13 protein-coding genes are annotated in these 15,753 nt (G+C 71.3%); 7 read left to right on the plus strand and 6 right to left on the minus strand.

Features of this window, described 5'->3' with window-relative positions:
* Nucleotides 1-146: 146 nt before the first annotated feature.
* Both OHB41_RS06900 and OHB41_RS06905 read right to left on the minus strand, forming a co-directional pair.
* A complete protein-coding gene (locus tag OHB41_RS06900; RefSeq protein WP_266697053.1) occupies nt 147-3,521 on the minus strand; it encodes a pyruvate carboxylase in 3,375 nt (1,124 codons plus the stop codon).
* 212 nt (nt 3,522-3,733) lie between these two features.
* Nucleotides 3,734-4,156, minus strand: coding sequence for a YjbQ family protein (locus OHB41_RS06905; RefSeq protein WP_266697054.1), 423 nt, complete (start codon nt 4,154-4,156; stop codon nt 3,734-3,736).
* A 122-nt stretch (nt 4,157-4,278) separates the two neighbouring features.
* On the opposite strand from OHB41_RS06905, the gene OHB41_RS52285 reads away from it, so the two are divergent.
* The 6 genes from OHB41_RS52285 (at nt 4,279) to OHB41_RS06930 (ending at nt 9,650) form a co-directional block, all read left to right on the plus strand.
* Nucleotides 4,279-4,362: a putative leader peptide gene (locus OHB41_RS52285; protein ID WP_349817350.1), complete on the plus strand. Its 84-nt coding sequence runs from the start codon at nt 4,279-4,281 to the stop codon at nt 4,360-4,362.
* Between the two features lie 151 nt (nt 4,363-4,513).
* Complete coding sequence (locus OHB41_RS06910; RefSeq protein ID WP_266697055.1) at nt 4,514-5,410, plus strand: ABC transporter permease; 897 nt, start codon at nt 4,514-4,516, stop codon at nt 5,408-5,410.
* Nucleotides 5,383-6,189 carry an ABC transporter ATP-binding protein gene (locus tag OHB41_RS06915; protein ID WP_266697056.1) on the plus strand — a complete coding sequence of 269 codons (807 nt, stop codon included), beginning with the start codon at nt 5,383-5,385 and terminating at the stop codon, nt 6,187-6,189. The genes OHB41_RS06910 and OHB41_RS06915 overlap by 28 nt, the downstream gene beginning before the upstream one ends.
* 92 nt (nt 6,190-6,281) lie before the next feature.
* Nucleotides 6,282-7,310: an ABC transporter substrate-binding protein gene (locus OHB41_RS06920; RefSeq protein ID WP_266697057.1), complete on the plus strand. Its 1,029-nt coding sequence runs from the start codon at nt 6,282-6,284 to the stop codon at nt 7,308-7,310.
* Nucleotide 7,311: 1 nt separating this feature from the next.
* Nucleotides 7,312-8,487: an LLM class flavin-dependent oxidoreductase gene (locus OHB41_RS06925; protein WP_266697058.1), complete on the plus strand. Its 1,176-nt coding sequence runs from the start codon at nt 7,312-7,314 to the stop codon at nt 8,485-8,487.
* A 74-nt stretch (nt 8,488-8,561) separates the two neighbouring features.
* Nucleotides 8,562-9,650, plus strand: a complete 1,089-nt coding sequence (locus tag OHB41_RS06930; RefSeq protein WP_266697059.1) for an NAD(P)-binding domain-containing protein — start codon at nt 8,562-8,564, stop codon at nt 9,648-9,650.
* 19 nt (nt 9,651-9,669) lie between these two features.
* On the opposite strand, the gene mltG is transcribed toward OHB41_RS06930, so the two are convergent.
* Both mltG and OHB41_RS06940 read right to left on the minus strand, forming a co-directional pair.
* Nucleotides 9,670-10,515: an endolytic transglycosylase MltG gene (mltG, locus tag OHB41_RS06935; protein ID WP_266697060.1), complete on the minus strand. Its 846-nt coding sequence runs from the start codon at nt 10,513-10,515 to the stop codon at nt 9,670-9,672.
* A gap of 43 nt (nt 10,516-10,558) precedes the next feature.
* Nucleotides 10,559-12,358 (minus strand): ABC transporter ATP-binding protein, encoded by a 1,800-nt coding sequence (locus OHB41_RS06940; RefSeq protein WP_266697061.1) that lies wholly within the window; start codon nt 12,356-12,358, stop codon nt 10,559-10,561.
* 115 nt (nt 12,359-12,473) lie between these two features.
* On the opposite strand from OHB41_RS06940, the gene OHB41_RS06945 reads away from it, so the two are divergent.
* Nucleotides 12,474-12,929, plus strand: a complete 456-nt coding sequence (locus OHB41_RS06945; RefSeq protein WP_266697062.1) for a MarR family winged helix-turn-helix transcriptional regulator — start codon at nt 12,474-12,476, stop codon at nt 12,927-12,929.
* 253 nt (nt 12,930-13,182) lie between these two features.
* Here the strand turns inward: OHB41_RS06945 and OHB41_RS06950 are convergent, their stop codons facing one another.
* Together OHB41_RS06950 and OHB41_RS06955 are read right to left on the minus strand one after the other, a co-directional pair.
* Nucleotides 13,183-14,823 carry a peptide-N4-asparagine amidase gene (locus OHB41_RS06950; RefSeq protein ID WP_526025034.1) on the minus strand — a complete coding sequence of 547 codons (1,641 nt, stop codon included), beginning with the start codon at nt 14,821-14,823 and terminating at the stop codon, nt 13,183-13,185.
* A 120-nt stretch (nt 14,824-14,943) separates the two neighbouring features.
* Complete coding sequence (locus OHB41_RS06955) at nt 14,944-15,690, minus strand: L,D-transpeptidase family protein (RefSeq protein WP_266697064.1); 747 nt, start codon at nt 15,688-15,690, stop codon at nt 14,944-14,946.
* Nucleotides 15,691-15,753 lie beyond the last annotated feature (63 nt).

The following is a 15,753-nucleotide window of genomic DNA, read 5'->3' on the forward strand; positions in this document are numbered from 1 at the left end:
CCGCCCGCCTCGCGGCCCCCGCGGTCCCGGAGTCCCTCGGTCCCGGAGCCGGCCGGGTGACGGCACGGCTCCGGGACCCGGTGATCGCCCTCGCGGTGTCCACGGAGTCCGGGGAGGTCCGGTGGTCCGGCAGGGTCCGGCGGTTTCTAGGCGATCACCATCAGGAGATCGCCCGCCTCGACCTGCTGCACGGAGTTGATGGCCAGACGGCCCACCGTGCCGGCGACCGGGGCGGTGATGGCGGCCTCCATCTTCATCGCCTCGATCGTCGCGATGGTCGCGCCCGCCTCGACGGCGTCCCCGGCCGCGACCGACACCGTCACCACTCCGGCGAACGGCGCGGCGACGTGCTTCGGGTCGGACTTGTCGGCCTTCTCCGCCGCCGGCAGGTCGGAGGCCACCGAGCGGTCACGCACCTGGATCGGCCGGAGCTGGCCGTTGAGCGTGGCCATCACGGTACGCATGCCGCGCTCGTCCGCTTCGCCGATCGCCTCCAGGACGATGAGGAGCCGCACCCCGGGGTCGAGGTCCACCTCGTGCTCCTCCCCCGGCCGCAGACCGTAGAAGAAGTCCTTGCTCGGCAGGACACCGGTGTCGCCGTAGGCGTCGCGGTGCGCCTCGAACTCCTTCGCCGGCCCCGGGAACAGCAGCCGGTTGAGGGTGGCCCGCCGGTCCTTCTCCAGTCCGTCGCGGTCCTCGGCGGACAGTTCGACGACCGGCCTGGGCGCGGCGCGGCCCTTGAGCGCCTTGCTGCGGAACGGCTCGGGCCAGCCGCCGGGCGGGTCGCCCAACTCGCCCCGCAGGAACCCGATCACGGAGTCCGGGATGTCGTAGGCGCCGGGGTCGGCGGCGAACCGCTCGTGCGGGACGCCTGCGCCGACGAGGTGCAGGGCGAGATCACCGACCACCTTGGACGACGGCGTGACCTTGACCAGGCGGCCGAGCATCCGGTCGGCGGCGGCGTACATCGCCTCGATGTCCTCGAAGCGGTCGCCGAGGCCCAGTTCCCGTGCCTGGACACGCAGGTTGGACAGCTGACCGCCGGGGATCTCGTGGTCGTAGACGCGTCCGGTGGGCGAGGCAAGGCCGGCCTCGAACGGTGCGTAGATCCTGCGGACGATCTCCCAGTACGGTTCGAGGTCGCCGACCGCCCGCAGGCTCAGTCCGGTCGGCCGCTCCGAGTGGTCGGTGGCCGCGACGATCGCGGACAGCGACGGCTGCGAGGTGGTGCCCGCCATGGAGGCCACCGCTCCGTCCACGGCGTCGGCGCCCGCGTCGATCGCGGCGAGGTAGGTGGCCAGCTGGCCACCGGCCGTGTCGTGGGTGTGAAGGTGGACGGGCAGGTCGAACTCCCTGCGCAGCGCGGTCACCAGCTTCGCGGCGGCGGGTGCCCGGAGCAGACCGGCCATGTCCTTGATCGCCAGGACGTGTGCGCCGGCGTCGACGATCTGCTCGGCGAGCCGGAGGTAGTAGTCGAGGGTGTAGAGCTTCTCGGCCGGGTCGGACAGGTCCGAGGTGTAGCACAGGGCGACCTCGGCGACGGCCGAGCCGGTCTCGCGCACGGCGTCGATCGCGGGCCGCATCTGTCCGACGTCGTTGAGCGCGTCGAAGATGCGGAAGATGTCGATGCCGGTCCGGGTCGCCTCCTCGACGAAGGCGGTGGTGACCTCGGTGGGGTAGGGGGTGTAGCCGACGGTGTTGCGGCCGCGCAGCAGCATCTGCAGGCAGAGGTTGGGCACCGCCTCGCGCAGTTGGGCGAGACGGTCCCACGGGTCCTCGGACAGGAAGCGCAGGGCGACGTCGTAGGTGGCGCCGCCCCAGCACTCCAGCGACAGCAGCTGCGGCAGCGTCTGGGCCACGGTGGGCGCGACGGCCAGCAGGTCCTTCGTCCGCACCCGGGTGGCCAGCAGTGACTGGTGGGCGTCCCGGAAGGTGGTGTCGGTGACGGCCACCGAGGTCGACGCCCGCAGCCACCGCGCGAAGCCCTCCGGCCCGAGCTCGGTCAGCCGCTGCTTCGACCCGGCGGGCGGTGCGCCGGTGGGGATGTCCGGCAGTTTGGTCGTGGGGTCGATCAGGTGCGGGCGCTCGCCGTGCGGCTTGTTGACCGTGACGTCGGCGAGGTAGGTGAGCATGCGGGTGCCGCGGTCGGCGGAGTGGCGCGCGGTCAGGAGATGGGGGCGTTCCTCGATGAAGGAGGTGGTGACCCGGCCCTCCTGGAAGTCCGGGTCGTCGAGCACCGCCTGCAGGAACGGGATGTTCGTGGCCACACCGCGGATGCGGAACTCGGCCACCGCACGCCGTGCACGCCGCACCGCGGTGGCGAAGTCGCGTCCCCGGCAGGTCAGTTTCACCAGCATGGAGTCGAAGTGGGCGCTGATCTCCGAGCCGACGAAGGCGGTGCCGCCGTCCAGCCGGATTCCGGAACCGCCCGGTGAGCGGTACGCGCTGATGGTGCCGGTGTCGGGCCGGAACCCGTTGGCCGGGTCCTCGCTGGTGATCCGGCACTGCAGTGCGGCGCCCCGCAGCTGGATCCGGTCCTGCGCGAGGCCGAGGTCGGCCAGGGTCTCGCCGGAGGCGATGCGCAGTTGCGCCTGGACCAGGTCGACGTCGGTGACCTCCTCGGTCACCGTGTGCTCGACCTGGATGCGCGGGTTCATCTCGATGAAGACGTGGTTGCCGTCCCGGTCGAGAAGGAACTCGACGGTGCCGGCGTTGCGGTAGCCGATGCTCTGCGCGAAGGCGACCGCGTCGGCGCAGATGCGGTCCCGGAGCGCGGGGTCGAGGTTGGGTGCCGGGGCCAGTTCGACGACCTTCTGATGGCGCCGCTGCACCGAGCAGTCCCGCTCGAAGAGGTGGATGACGTTACCGTCGCCGTCCGCGAGGATCTGCACCTCGATGTGGCGGGGGTCGACGACGGCCTTCTCCAGGAACACCGTCGCGTCGCCGAAGGCGGACTCGGCCTCGCGGGACGCCGCCTCGATCGCCTCACGCAGGTGCGCCGGTTCGTCCACGCGCCGCATGCCGCGTCCGCCGCCACCGGCGACCGCCTTGACGAACAGCGGGAAGCCGACGTCCCGCGCGGCGGCCGTCAGCTCGTCCATGTCGGTCGACGGCTGCGACGATCCCAGGACCGGGACGCCCGCCGCGCGGGCCGCGGCGACCGCGCGCGCCTTGTTCCCGGTCAGCTCCAGTACGTCGGCGCTGGGGCCGATGAACGTGATCCCGGCCTCTTCGCAGGCCTGGGCCAGCTCCGGATTCTCGGACAGGAATCCGTACCCGGGGTAGACGGCGTCCGCCCCCGCCCTGCGCGCCGCCCCCACGATCTCCTCGACCGACAGATAGGCACGCACCGGGTGCCCTCTCCGGCCGATCTCGTAGGCCTCGTCGGCCTTGAGACGATGCAGCGAGCCGCGGTCCTCGTAGGGGAACACCGCCGCCGTTCCCGCGCCCAGTTCATAGGCGGCGCGGAACGCGCGGACGGCGATCTCACCACGGTTCGCGACAAGTACCTTCCGGAACATGCACAGTCCCTTCCTGACGTTCGCGACGGGCGCGCCCGACGGGCGCCCTCGTGACTGTTGCCCTGTCTACACCCGCTCAAGAACAGCCTGGGCCGAATCACCACCGGCCGGTAGCTCTTCCGCGGCATCGTGAGGATCATCATCGTGCGACCGGCCGGGTCCCGGCCCGGCGCTGCCGGTCGTCTGCTGCGGTCTTCCCGGGAGGCGCACGATCAGCCCAGAAAGCTCAACCGCACCTGGCGTCGGGGGTTGGAGACGTTCGTGTCCACCAGGCACACCGACTGCCAGGTCCCCAGTTCCAGTCGGCCGCCGAGCACCGGCAGAGTCGCGTGGGGCGGGACGAAGGCGGGAAGCACATGGTCGCGGCCGTGACCGGGGCTGCCGTGGCGGTGCTGCCAGCGGTCGTCGGAGGGAAGCAGGGTGTGCAGGGCGGCGAGCAGGTCGTCGTCGCTCCCGGCACCGGTCTCGATGACCGCGATCCCGGCCGTGGCGTGCGGCACGAAGACGTTCAGCAGGCCGTCGCGCCCGGCCGCCGCCTCCCGCAGGAAGGCCTCGCAGTCACGGGTGAGGTCGACGACCGTCTCCGTGGCACCGGTGGTGATGTTCAGGACTCGGGTGGTGAAGGCATCGGACATACCCCGATTCTCACCCGCGCGCCGGGCCGCGCCTACGACCGGTCGGCCGGCCCGTGGTACGAGAGGTCCATTCCGCGAGACACCATTGACCGGGCAACGACGACCTGACTACTTTCTGGCCCATGTTGCGTTCAGCCCTGCTCACCACGCGCGGTCACATCGACCTGCTGCGGGTGGCCTCCGCCGCGTGTCGCCGCGGCTGCTGACGCCCTTTCACCCCTCGCCCGTACGGCTTTCTCCCCTCCCGGCGCGCCCGCGCTCCGCCCCACCCGCACGTCCCGAGCCGGTACCTGGTTCCTGACGCGGCGGAGCTCCGGCGTCCCCCTCTCCGGCCGCTCTCCTCCCCGTGGAGCATCCATGACCATCAGCCATGCCCCGCCCGGCCCTTCCGAGTCCGGTATTCCTGGAATATCCGCAACGGCCGAGCACACCGCGCGGCCACAGGCGTCGCCCGAGCTCGTCCCGATCGTCCCGAGTTCCACGCGCCGTGCCCGCGTCCCCCGCTGGCTGCGCCGCACCTCCGGCCCGCTTCTGCTCCTCGCGCTCTGGCAACTCCTCAGCGGCACGGGCGTACTGGCCTCCGGCATCCTCGCCCCGCCGGGCACCATCGCGCGGGTCGGCACCGATCTGATCGCCGACGGCTCGTTGACGAACGCGATGGGCGTCTCCTTGCAACGCGTGGCCGTCGGGCTCCTGTTGGGGACGGTCATCGGCACCGGCCTAGCCCTCGTGTCCGGCCTCTTCCGCATCGGCGAGGACCTGGTGGACGCGAGCGTGCAGATGCTGCGGACCGTGCCCTTCGTCGGACTCATCCCGCTGTTCATCATCTGGTTCGGGATCGGCGAGGCCCCGAAGATCGCCATCATCACGCTGGGCGTCTCCTTCCCGCTCTATCTGAACGTGTACGCCGGTATCCGCGGCGTCGACTCGCAGCTGATCGAGGCCGGGGAATCGCTCGGGCTCTCCCGCTGGGGGCTCGTCCGGCACGTCGTGCTGCCGGGCGCGCTGCCCGGGGCCATGACCGGGCTTCGCTACTCCCTCGGCATCGCCTGGCTCGCGCTGGTCTTCGCCGAACAGATCAACGCGGACGCCGGGATCGGCTTTCTCATGGTGCAGGCCCGCGACTTCCTGCGGACCGACGTGATCGTGGTCTGCCTGATCGTCTACGCCTTCCTCGGCCTGCTCGCCGACTTCATCGTCCGCTCCCTCGAAAGGCTGCTGCTGCAATGGCGACCGACGTTCACGGGCCGGTGACCGCGGAGAACGCCGCGGCGGCGGCACACGTACCCGCGGAGACACGGACGCCCGCCCCGGCCCCCGAAACGCAGGCACCGCTCCCGGCCGTACGTGTCCAGGGGCTGACCCGCGCCTTCGACGGCCGCGCCGTCATCGACGGCCTCCATCTCGACGTCCGGCCGGGTGAGTTCGTGGCGCTGCTCGGTCGCAGCGGCTGCGGCAAGTCCACGCTGCTGCGCATCCTCGCGGGACTCGACCGCGACATCGAGGGCTCCGTCCTCGTCCCGCGCCGCAAGGCCGTCGCGTTCCAGGCGCCGCGGCTGATGCCCTGGAAGAGGGTGTGGCGCAACGTCCTGCTCGGACTGCCCGGCAAGCCCGAACGCTCCGTCGCCGAGGACGCGTTGACCGAGGTCGGCCTCTCCGACCGCTCCGACGCGTGGCCCAGGACGCTCTCCGGAGGCGAGGCTCAACGCGCTTCACTGGCCCGGGCGTTGGTGCGCGAGCCCGATCTGCTGCTGCTCGACGAGCCGTTCGGCGCACTCGACGCCCTCACCAGGATCACGGCGCAGCGACTGGTCGGCGAGCTGTGGCGGCGGCGCGGCTGCGCGGTCCTGCTGGTGACGCACGACGTGGAGGAGGCGGTGCTCCTCGCCGACCGTGTCCTGGTCATGGACGAGGGCGCGATCGCGTACGAGACCCAGGTCGAGCTGGACCGCCCGCGCGACATCGCCGATCCCCGTTTCGCCGCTCTGCGTGCCGGGCTCCTGGAGCGCCTGGGCGTCGACAGCACGTCCTGAACGCCCCACACCCCCGAACCCCCTCCGCCCCCTCCGACCGCGCGACGCCCACGCCCCCTACACACACCCGGACCGACCGAACGGAAATCGCCATGCGACGACGCCTCGCCCCCGCCGCCCTCCTGCCCCTGGCTCTGCTGCTCACGGCCTGCGGCGGCACCTCGGCCGCCGACACCACCGCCGGCGCCGGAACCGACGGCAAGGGCTCCCTCACCCTCAACGTCGGTGACCAGAAGGGCGGTTCGGAGGCGGTGCTGCGGGCCGCCGGGGAGCTGAAGAACCTCCACTACAGGATCAAGTGGTCGACGTTCACCTCCGGCCCGCCCCTTCTGGAGGCCGTCAACGCCAAGGCCGTCGACATCGGCGGCGTCGGCAACACCCCGCCCGTCTTCGCGGCCGGCGCCGACTCGAAGATCTCGGTGGTGGCCGCCTGGCGCGGCACGTCCAAGGGCGAGGCCGTCCTCGTACCGAAGAACTCGTCACTGAAGCGCCCCGAGGAGCTGAAGGGCAGGTCCATAGCCGTGGCGCAGGGTTCGTCCGCGCACTATCAGCTGATCGCCTCGCTCAGGAAGGCCGGTCTGAAACTGAGCGACGTGAAGGTCAAGTACCTCCAGCCCGCCGACGCGCTGGCCGCGTTCACCGGCGGCAAGGTGGACGCGTGGGCGGTGTGGGACCCGTACACCTCGCAGGTGGTCGAGGCGGGGCAGGGCCGGATCCTGACGGACGGCGACGGGGTGGTCAACGGGCTCAACTTCCAGGTGGCCGCGCCCGGTGCGCTCAGGGACGGCCGGAAGGCGGCGGCCGTCAAGGACTACCTGGGGCGGCTGCGGCGCGCCCAGGACTGGGTCTACGACCACCCGGACGCCTGGGCGAAGGTGTGGGCGAAGGACACCGGGCTGCCGTACGGGGTGGCGCTCGCCTCGGTGAAGCGGACCAACGCCAGCCGCGTCGCGGTCGCCGTGGACAAGCCGCTCATCGCCTCCGAGCAGCGGATCGCGGACACCTTCACCGGCCTCGGGCTCATCCCGCGCAAGGTCGACTTCTCGTCGTTCGTCGACACGCGCTTCAACGGCGGCCTGCCGGCGTCCACCACCACGCCCCGTGTCTACAAGGAGTCCTGACATGACCGTCCATCTCCACTGGTTCCTGCCGACCGGCGGCGACGGCCGCACCCTGGTGGACCGGCACGCGTACGCGGCCAACGCCATCGGCCGCGCGCGGCAGGCCGACGGGGTCCGGGCCCCCGACATCGAGTACCTGGCCCAGATCGCCAAGGCCGCGGAGCAGTTGGGTTTCGAGGCCGTCCTCACCCCCACAGGCACGTGGTGCGAGGACGCCTGGCTGACAACGGTGGCACTGGCCCAGCACACCGAGCGGCTGAAGTTCCTGGTGGCGTTCCGGCCCGGTGTCGTGTCGCCGACCCTGGCGGCGCAGATGGCGGCGACCTACCAGCGGATCACGCGGGGCCGGCTGCTCCTCAATGTCGTCACCGGTGGCGACTCGGCCGAGCAGCGGCGCTTCGGTGATCACCTCGGCCACGATCAACGGTACGCGCGTACGGACGAGTTCCTGTCCGTGGTGCGCGGAGTGTGGAGCGGGCAGCCGTACGACTTCGACGGGAGCCACTACCGGATCGAGGGTGGACTGACGGCGCTGCCGCCCGACCCGCTGCCGGAGATCTTCTTCGGCGGTTCGTCGGCCGCCGCGGGGCCGGTCGCGGCCCGGCACGCGGACGTCTATCTCACCTGGGGGGAGCCTCCGGCCCAGGTTCGGGAGAAGATCGACTGGATTCGCTCGCTGGCCGCGCGCGAGGGGCGTACGGTCCGCTTCGGTATCCGGCTGCACTCCGTCTCGCGCGACTCTTCGGCCGCGGCCTGGTCGACCGCGAACCGGTTGCTCGACGACCTCGACGCGGACACCGTCGCGGCCGCGCAGTCCGCGCTCGGGCGCAGTGAGTCGGTGGGTCAGCAGCGCATGCTGGCGCTGCACGGCGGTTCCCGCGACGAGCTGGAGATCTCCCCGAATCTGTGGGCGGGTGTGGGTCTCGTACGCGGCGGCGCGGGCACCGCTCTCGTCGGCAGCCACGCCGAGGTCGCCGACCGGATCGAGGAGTACCACGCGCTGGGCATCGAGCACTTCGTGCTCTCCGGGTACCCGCACCTGGAGGAGGCGTACTGGTTCGGGGAGGGCGTGATCCCGGTTCTGGCCGCCCGGGGACTGCTGCCTCGGACCCCGGAGTCGCTGCCGCGTACGGCGGCCGGGGGCGGTGCGCCGCTGCTGGTCGCGGGCGGCCGCTGAGGGGCTCCCGTCGGGTGGATCACACCTGGTCCACCCGGGGGAAGATCTCCGGCTCCGGCCGAGTTGGTAGAAGCGTGAACAACACTGGGACGCAGGCGCGCGCGGTCGATGTCGTGGTCGTAGGCGCCGGTCAGGCCGGACTGTCCAGCGCCTATCACCTGCGGCGCACCGGTCTCGAGCCGGAGCGCGACTTCGTGGTGCTGGACCACGCGCCGCGTCCCGGCGGCGCGTGGCAGTTCCGGTGGCCGTCGCTGACCTACGGCAAGGTGCACGGAATGCACTCGCTGCCCGGCATGGAGCTGGAGGGCGCGGACCCGGCCCGTCCGTCCTCCGAGGTCATCGCCGAGTACTTCGACACCTATGAGCGCACCTTCGATCTGCGGGTGCGGCGGCCCGTGGAGGTGACGGCCGTCCGGGAGGGCGCCGAGGGGCGACTGCTCGTCGAGACCTCCGACGGCACGTGGTCGGCGCGGGCGCTGATCAACGCGACCGGCACCTGGGACCGGCCGTTCTGGCCACGCTATCCGGGACAGGAGACCTTCCGTGGACGGCAGTTGCACACGGCGCAGTACCCCGGGCCCCAGGAGTTCGCCGGGCAGCGGGTGGTCGTCGTGGGCGGTGGCGCGTCCGGCACCCAGCACCTGATGGAGATCGCTCCGTACGCGGCCGCGACCACGTGGGTGACACGGAAGCCGCCGGTCTTCCGCGAGGGGCCGTTCACCGAGGACTTCGGCCGGGCGGCCGTCGCGCTCGTCGAGGAACGGGTACGGGAGGGGCTGCCCCCCAAGAGCGTCGTCTCGGTGACGGGGCTGCCACTGAACGACGCGATCCGCCAGGCCCTCTCCGACGGGGTGCTGGACCGGCAGCCGATGTTCGACCGGATCACTGCGGACGGCGTGGAGTGGGCCGACGGACACCGTGTGACCGCCGACGTCATCCTGTGGGCGACCGGGTTCCGCGCCGCCATCGACCATCTCGCGCCGCTGCGGCTGCGCGAGCCGGGCGGCGGTATCCGTGTCGAGGGCACCCGTGCGGTGGCCGATCCGCGGATCCAGCTGGTCGGCTACGGACCGTCGGCCAGCACCATCGGCGCCAACCGGGCCGGGCGCGCGGCGGTGCGGGACATCAGGCGGCTGCTGGCCGGAGTGCCCGCCGGCGCATGACGTCCCGCACGGCCGGCGTTCAGCTGGACGAGGCCGAGGCCCCGCTCGCCCGGTTGTTCCGGTTGAACTCGGCGACGTTCCTCTGATGCTCCTCGTAACTGGCCGTGAAGCGGGTGTCGCCCGGCTTGACGGTGACGAAGTACAGCCAGTCGCCCGGAGTCGGGTTGATCGCGGCGCGCATCGCGTCCTCGCCGGGGTTGGCGATCGGTGTGGGCGGCAGACCCATGCGCTCGTAGGAGTTGTAGGGGCTGTTGACCTTCGTGTCGCTCGTGGTCGTGTTCAGCGTGGACCGGTTCAGCGCGTAGTTGAGCGTGGAGTCCATCTGCAGCGGCATGCCCTGCTGAAGCCGGTTGAAGATCACCCGGGCCACCTTGGCCATGTCGGCCTTGGTGGCGGCCTCCGCCTGGACGATGCTCGCGATGGTGACCACCTGATAGACGTCCATCGCGTTGCGCTGGGCTCCCGCGGTGATCGGGCTGCCGCGGAATCTCTTGTCGGCCGTGTCGACCATGAAGCGCAGCAGCGACTCGGGCGTCGCTTCCTCGTCGACCGGGTACGTCGCCGGGAACAGGTACCCCTCGGGGTTGCCCGCCGCGACGACGGGCAGCTTCAGATGAGCCTTGGCCAGGGACTTCTTGGTGGCGCCCGACGGCAGGGCGAGCGCCTTGTCGACGGCCCGGTAGACCTGGCCCGAGCGCCAGCCCTCCGGGATCACGAGGGACGCGCGGGGCGCCTTCTCGCCTCCGACGATCAGCAGCGGCACCGCCACGGCGGTGACCGCCACGACGGCTCCGGTCGCGACGAGGGCTACCCGGCCCCGGCGCGTCAGTCGAATCGTGCTCCGTGGCGGAGTGTTCATCTGCATGCGGGCACGGTAACCCGCTAATGGTCACAAACCCGACATATCGTCATCTTGTCGGCGCCAGTTGGGCGTCCCGGCGGACGAGGGCCGCATAGCGTCCGTCCCGCTCCAACAGCTCCTCGTGCGTGCCGCGTTCGACCGCGTGGCCGGAATCCAGGACCACGATCTGGTCCGCGCCCCGGATGGTGGACAGCCGGTGCGCGATGGTGAGCGTGGTCCGGTTGGCCGACAGCGCGTCGATCGCCTCCTGGACGGCGCGCTCCGTGCGGGTGTCCAGGGCGCTGGTCGCCTCGTCGAGGATGAGGACCGGCGGGTCGCGCAGGATGGTGCGCGCGATGGCCAGGCGCTGCTTCTCCCCGCCGGAGAAGCGGTGTCCGCGCTCGCCCACGACCGTGTCGTACCCGTCGGGCAACGACGCGATGTGGTCGTGGATCTGGGCAGCCCGCGCCGCCGCCCGCAGTTCCTCGTCGGTGGCGTCCGGCCTGGCGAAGCGCAGGTTGTCCGCGACGGAGGCGTGGAAGAGGTACGTCTCCTGGGACACGACGCCGATTCCCCGCGCGAGCGTGTCGAAGTCGAGGTCGCGCACGTCGATCCCGTCGAGCGTGACGCGGCCGCCCGTGACGTCGTACAGCCTGGGCACCAGATAGCTGAGCGTGGACTTGCCGGAACCGGTCGGGCCGACGACGGCGAGGCTGCCGCCGGCGGGCACCGTGATGTCGATGCCGTCGAGGATCGGGCCGCTCTTGTCGTCGTAGCGGAACTCGACGTCCTCGAAGCGGATCTCACCCTTGACCTGGTCGAGGTGGACCGGGCGCTCCGGCTCGGTGATGTCGATGGGCAGGTCCAGGTACTCGAAGATGCGCTGGAAGAGCGCGAGCGAGGTCTGGATCTGCACACCGGTGGACAGCAGGCTCACCGTCGGGCGGAACAGGCCCTGTTGCAGCGAGACGAAGGCGACGAGCGTACCCAGCGAGACGGACGGCCCGCCGAACTGGATGGCCATGCCCGCGGCCCAGTAGATGACGGCGGGCATGGCGGCCATCACGATGCCGATGACGGACATCCGCCAGCGCCCCGCCATGTTCGACTTCACCTCGAGGTCGACCAGGCTGTCCGACTCCGCCTCGAAGGCCTTGGTGAGCGAGTCGCCGCGGCCCATCGTGCGGCCGAGCAGGATGCCGCTGACGGACAGCGACTCGGTGACGGTGGCGGCCATCGCGGCCATCTGCTTCTGCCGCTCGGTGGCGATCTTCTTGCGTTCGTTGCCCACACGCCGGCTGATCCACACGAAGACCGGCAGCAGGAGCAGCGAGACGACGGTGAGCCGCCAGTCGAGGACGATCATCGCGACGATCGTGGCGACGACGCTCGTGAGGTTCGAGACCAGCGAGGTGGCGGTGGAGGTCACGGTCGCCTGCATGCCGCCGATGTCGTTGGCGATGCGGGACTGGACCTCTCCCGTGCGGGTGCGGGTGAAGAAGGCGAGCGACATGCGCTGCAGCCGGCCGTAGACGGCGGTGCGCAGGTCGTGCATGACGCGCTGGCCGACCGTCGTGGAGATGAGGGTCTGCAGTACGCCGAAGATGCTGGTGACGACCGCGCTGAGGATCATGCCGAGCGCGAGCAGGCTCAGCAGACCGGTACGGCCCTGGGGGATGGCGACGTCCAGGGTCTCCTTCAGCAGGAAGGGCGTCGCGACGGTGACGAGGGACGAGGCGCCGACCAGCAGGCCGACGATCGCGAGGCGGCCGCGGTAGGGCCGGAAGAGCTTCAGGATGCGGCGCACCTGCCGCGGCTGTTCACTCTCGGCGGGTGACGGGGTCCAGGTGGATTGCTCGGGGCGCATGGGCTCCTACGGAAGGTGAGGGAACGATTACGGAGACGTGAGGAAAGATGCCTCACGGAGCCTAGCTCATTGTTACCTACACTCACAATGAACGGCATCCTGTTATTGTTCCCGTATGACCACCCCCGACGCCGACGGCCTCCTCGCCGAGCAGTTGCTGCGGCTCACCCGCCGCGTGCACCGCATCCAGAAGCGTCATCTGGAGCAGCGCGGGCTGGGCATCACTCCGGCCCAGTCCCGGCTGCTGCGCACGCTCGCGCATTACGGCTCACCGCCGCGGATGGCCGATCTCGCCGAGCGGCTGGAGGTGGTCCCGCGGGCCGTGACCACGCTGGTCGACGGCCTGGAGGCGAGCGGAAAGGTGCGCCGGGTCCCCGATCCCAGCAATCGGCGGGTGATCCGGATCGAGGTCACGGACCAGGGGCGCGCGGCGCTGCAGGAGTTGCGGGGCGCACGCCGGTCGGCCGCGGAGGAGATCCTGGCTCCGCTGTCGGACGAGCAGCGCGAGGTGCTCGGCGGGCTGCTGGACACGCTGGTGGACGGGATGCCCCGGCTGGAACGGCGCTGCTGAGGCGCTCGGCGCGCGATGGACTCTGCGGGGGCCGCTGAGGACGCTCGGCGCACGCGATGCAGTCGGCAGGAGCTGCTGGGGGCGTTAAGCGCACCCGATGCACTCGGCGGGGGCCGCTGGGGCCGCTCGGCGCCCCCGATAAGCTCGGCGCGCCGACGGGCCCCGCGGTCCCGCTCGTGATGCGGGAGCGGGTACGCGCGGTTCCCTCGGACTTGTCGGGACATCCCTTCGGCCTCAGCTGGCCCGGGAGACTTCAGCAGTACCGGTGATCCACCGTCAGCACCCCCTGCTCGGTGCCGAGAACGCGGTCATGGCAACCGTCGGACCCGCGCAGGGAGTAGCGCTCGCGCGTCGTCCCGACCGCGTGCCGCTGGTCGCGCGGCGCGTCGGATGTGTACGTCGCGTCGCCGTCATAGGTGTCGTCGAGCCGTGACCACGCGGTCCGCCGCCCGCCGCGCACCTCGTCCACCGCCGCCCGGTCACCGAGCCGCAGAACGGTCCGCAGCCGGGCGTCCGGTCCGAGCGTCGTCGTGCCGTCCATCGTGTACGTCCGGTGGGTGCGTGTCGCCCTGGCCGGCCCGCGCCCGTCGACGGTGACCGTCTGGTCGTCGCTCCAGGTTGCCTTCAGTCCGTCCGTGTCCTCGCCGTCGGTCCACCGGTGCACGGAGGTGTTCGCGAGCACGCGACGGACGGTGGTCGTCACCCGGCCGTGCGAGGTGTCGACGTAGCCGGAGACCGTGAGCCGGTGGCCACCCACCGTGTCGAGGCGCTCCGGCGAACCGGGCGTGTACGAGGAGGTGTTGGCGAGGGTGTCCGCCCTGACCTCGGTGAGCGCGCCGCTCACGTGGGCGCGCCGCGCGTCCTGCCAGACGAGGACGTTGACGGGGGCGCTCCAGCCGCTCTGCCCCTCGGGAACACCCACGACGGACACGTCGACGTGGTGCGGACGGCCGTCGTCGAGAAGCCCGGCGAAGGGCGAGAGGTCGTATTCGATGGGCTTGACGTCGAAGGCGCGCGGTCCCGGGATCACGTACCAGAGGAAGGGGTTGGACCAGCCGCCGGTCCACACGTTCGGGAACGGCTCCGCGATGCCGGCGAGTCGGCCGTCGACCTTGATCTGCACCTCACGGTACGGACCGCCCGCCGCCTTGCAGGAGTACGGGGCCGCGTCGGGCACCGTCAGATACCAGAACTCCTCACAGCCACCGCCGGACCCGGTCGCGTACACCTCGGCGACGATGCGCTCGCTGTTGCGCGGGGTGGTGAGGGTGCCGTTCTGGAGGGTGAGGACGCGGTCGGGGGTCGCGGCCGGCCGCGCGGCCCTCCCCTGCGCGTAGAAGGTCAGCGTGACCTTCACGTCGAGGACGCCGGTGTACGTGTCGTCGACGACGTTCCCGATGAGCATCTCGACGTCGCCGCGGCGCCGGAACGTGTCGCTGTAGCGCGTCACGTCCTTCTCGACCGACCACTCGATGCCGTCGGGCGAGGGCTCGGGAGTGGACGTGCGGAAGATCTCCACGCCACCGACGTGCAGATAGCCCAGCCGGTCGTACTGGCGGCCCTTGACCTTCCCGTCGAGTCGCAGGACGACCTTGCTCCAGTGGTCGCCGCAGCCGCCGGGCGGTGCGTACGTCCCCCGGTACGGCGTGAAGTCACTGAACTGTGCCTCGGCGAGCGTCACTTCGCAGGACTTGGTGGCCGGCCTGGACACCGCCGGGGCGGCGGTCAGCGGGTCGTGCCAGTCGGTGCCGAACTCCGCGGGGGCGGTGACCGGGGCGTGGGAACTGGTGACGGGGGCGCCGGGGGCAGTGACGGTGGCGTGGAGTGCGGCGCTCGGTAAGGGGGCCGCTGAAACCGGGCCCGTCGCGAGGCAGGTGCTCGCCGCGAGAAGCACTCCGGCGAGCATGGACATGACGATCCGTCTTCTCATGTGCGGTGTTCTACGGGGAGTCGGGACACCCCGCAATGGGCCTCACGGCCGCCGGTCGCGGCGCACAGGTGGCGACCAGGGTGCCTACGCCGCCAGATCCGCCCTGTCCCCCATCACCACGACGGGGTGCCGACGCGGGTCGAGCGTGCGCAGCAGACGCTCCATGGCCGGCTTGGGCAGGCTCACGCAGGCCGACGTACCACTGCCGTGGTCCAGGTGCAGCCAGATGCCGCCGCCCTTCGACCGGCCCTGGGGACGGCTCGGGTCGTCGGGCGGGGTGCCCGGGCGGCGGTTGTAGTTGATGGCGATGACATAGTCGAAGTCGTGCCAGTAGGACTTGGGCCAGCCGCGGGGGGCCTGGTACGACGGCGATCGGTCGTACGGGAGATGGGCGCCCGGGTCGTGGAGCACTCCGCCGGCGTCGGTGAGGGTGAACACCCCGACGGGGCTGCGCTTGTCGTCCTCGTGGTGGTCGGTGGTCCAGCCCTTCACCCCGTTGTGCGCCTTCCCCATGCGCTGTGTGTCCCACGTGGATCCGGACTTCGTGTAGAGAACGACCGTCGCGTCGGCGGAGTTCCTGCCCGCGCCGTAGACGGCCACGACCTGACGGGCGTTGGGCGGGATGCGCGCCCGCAAGCGGTCACCGACCTCCGGGATCCGCGTGCCGTCGACACTGCCCGCGGGGGCCCGTTCGGCCTTCCCGCCCGCTTCGCCCCGCTCCGTCGCCGCATTGCCCCCTCCGGCCGGGCCACCGCATGCCGAAAGGACCATCGCGAGGACCCCGCATGCCGCCGCGGCGAGTCCCGTACGCATCGCACCCTCGTTTCGCATGCGTTCCATCGTCGCACCACTTATCGGACGAACAGCCCTTTCCCTCCGTCCCTTTGGACACAT

Origin of the sequence: Streptomyces sp. NBC_01571, from assembly GCF_026339875.1 — a bacterium.
Lineage (GTDB): Bacteria > Actinomycetota > Actinomycetes > Streptomycetales > Streptomycetaceae > Streptomyces.

Excerpts from the sequence above, each read along its gene's own strand:
- OHB41_RS06925 (WP_266697058.1), top strand. The coding sequence starts at position 7,312 with ATGACCGTCCATCTCCACTGGTTCCTGCCGACCGGCGGCGACGGCCGC.
- OHB41_RS52285 (WP_349817350.1), top strand. The coding sequence starts at position 4,279 with ATGTTGCGTTCAGCCCTGCTCACCACGCGCGGTCACATCGACCTGCTG.
- OHB41_RS06905 (WP_266697054.1), bottom strand. The coding sequence starts at position 4,156 with ATGTCCGATGCCTTCACCACCCGAGTCCTGAACATCACCACCGGTGCC.
- OHB41_RS06945 (WP_266697062.1), top strand. The coding sequence starts at position 12,474 with ATGACCACCCCCGACGCCGACGGCCTCCTCGCCGAGCAGTTGCTGCGG.
- OHB41_RS06920 (WP_266697057.1), top strand. The coding sequence starts at position 6,282 with ATGCGACGACGCCTCGCCCCCGCCGCCCTCCTGCCCCTGGCTCTGCTG.
- OHB41_RS06915 (WP_266697056.1), top strand. The coding sequence starts at position 5,383 with ATGGCGACCGACGTTCACGGGCCGGTGACCGCGGAGAACGCCGCGGCG.
- OHB41_RS06900 (WP_266697053.1), bottom strand. The coding sequence starts at position 3,521 with ATGTTCCGGAAGGTACTTGTCGCGAACCGTGGTGAGATCGCCGTCCGC.
- mltG (WP_266697060.1), bottom strand. The coding sequence starts at position 10,515 with ATGCAGATGAACACTCCGCCACGGAGCACGATTCGACTGACGCGCCGG.
- OHB41_RS06910 (WP_266697055.1), top strand. The coding sequence starts at position 4,514 with ATGACCATCAGCCATGCCCCGCCCGGCCCTTCCGAGTCCGGTATTCCT.
- OHB41_RS06940 (WP_266697061.1), bottom strand. The coding sequence starts at position 12,358 with ATGCGCCCCGAGCAATCCACCTGGACCCCGTCACCCGCCGAGAGTGAA.
- OHB41_RS06955 (WP_266697064.1), bottom strand. The coding sequence starts at position 15,690 with ATGCGAAACGAGGGTGCGATGCGTACGGGACTCGCCGCGGCGGCATGC.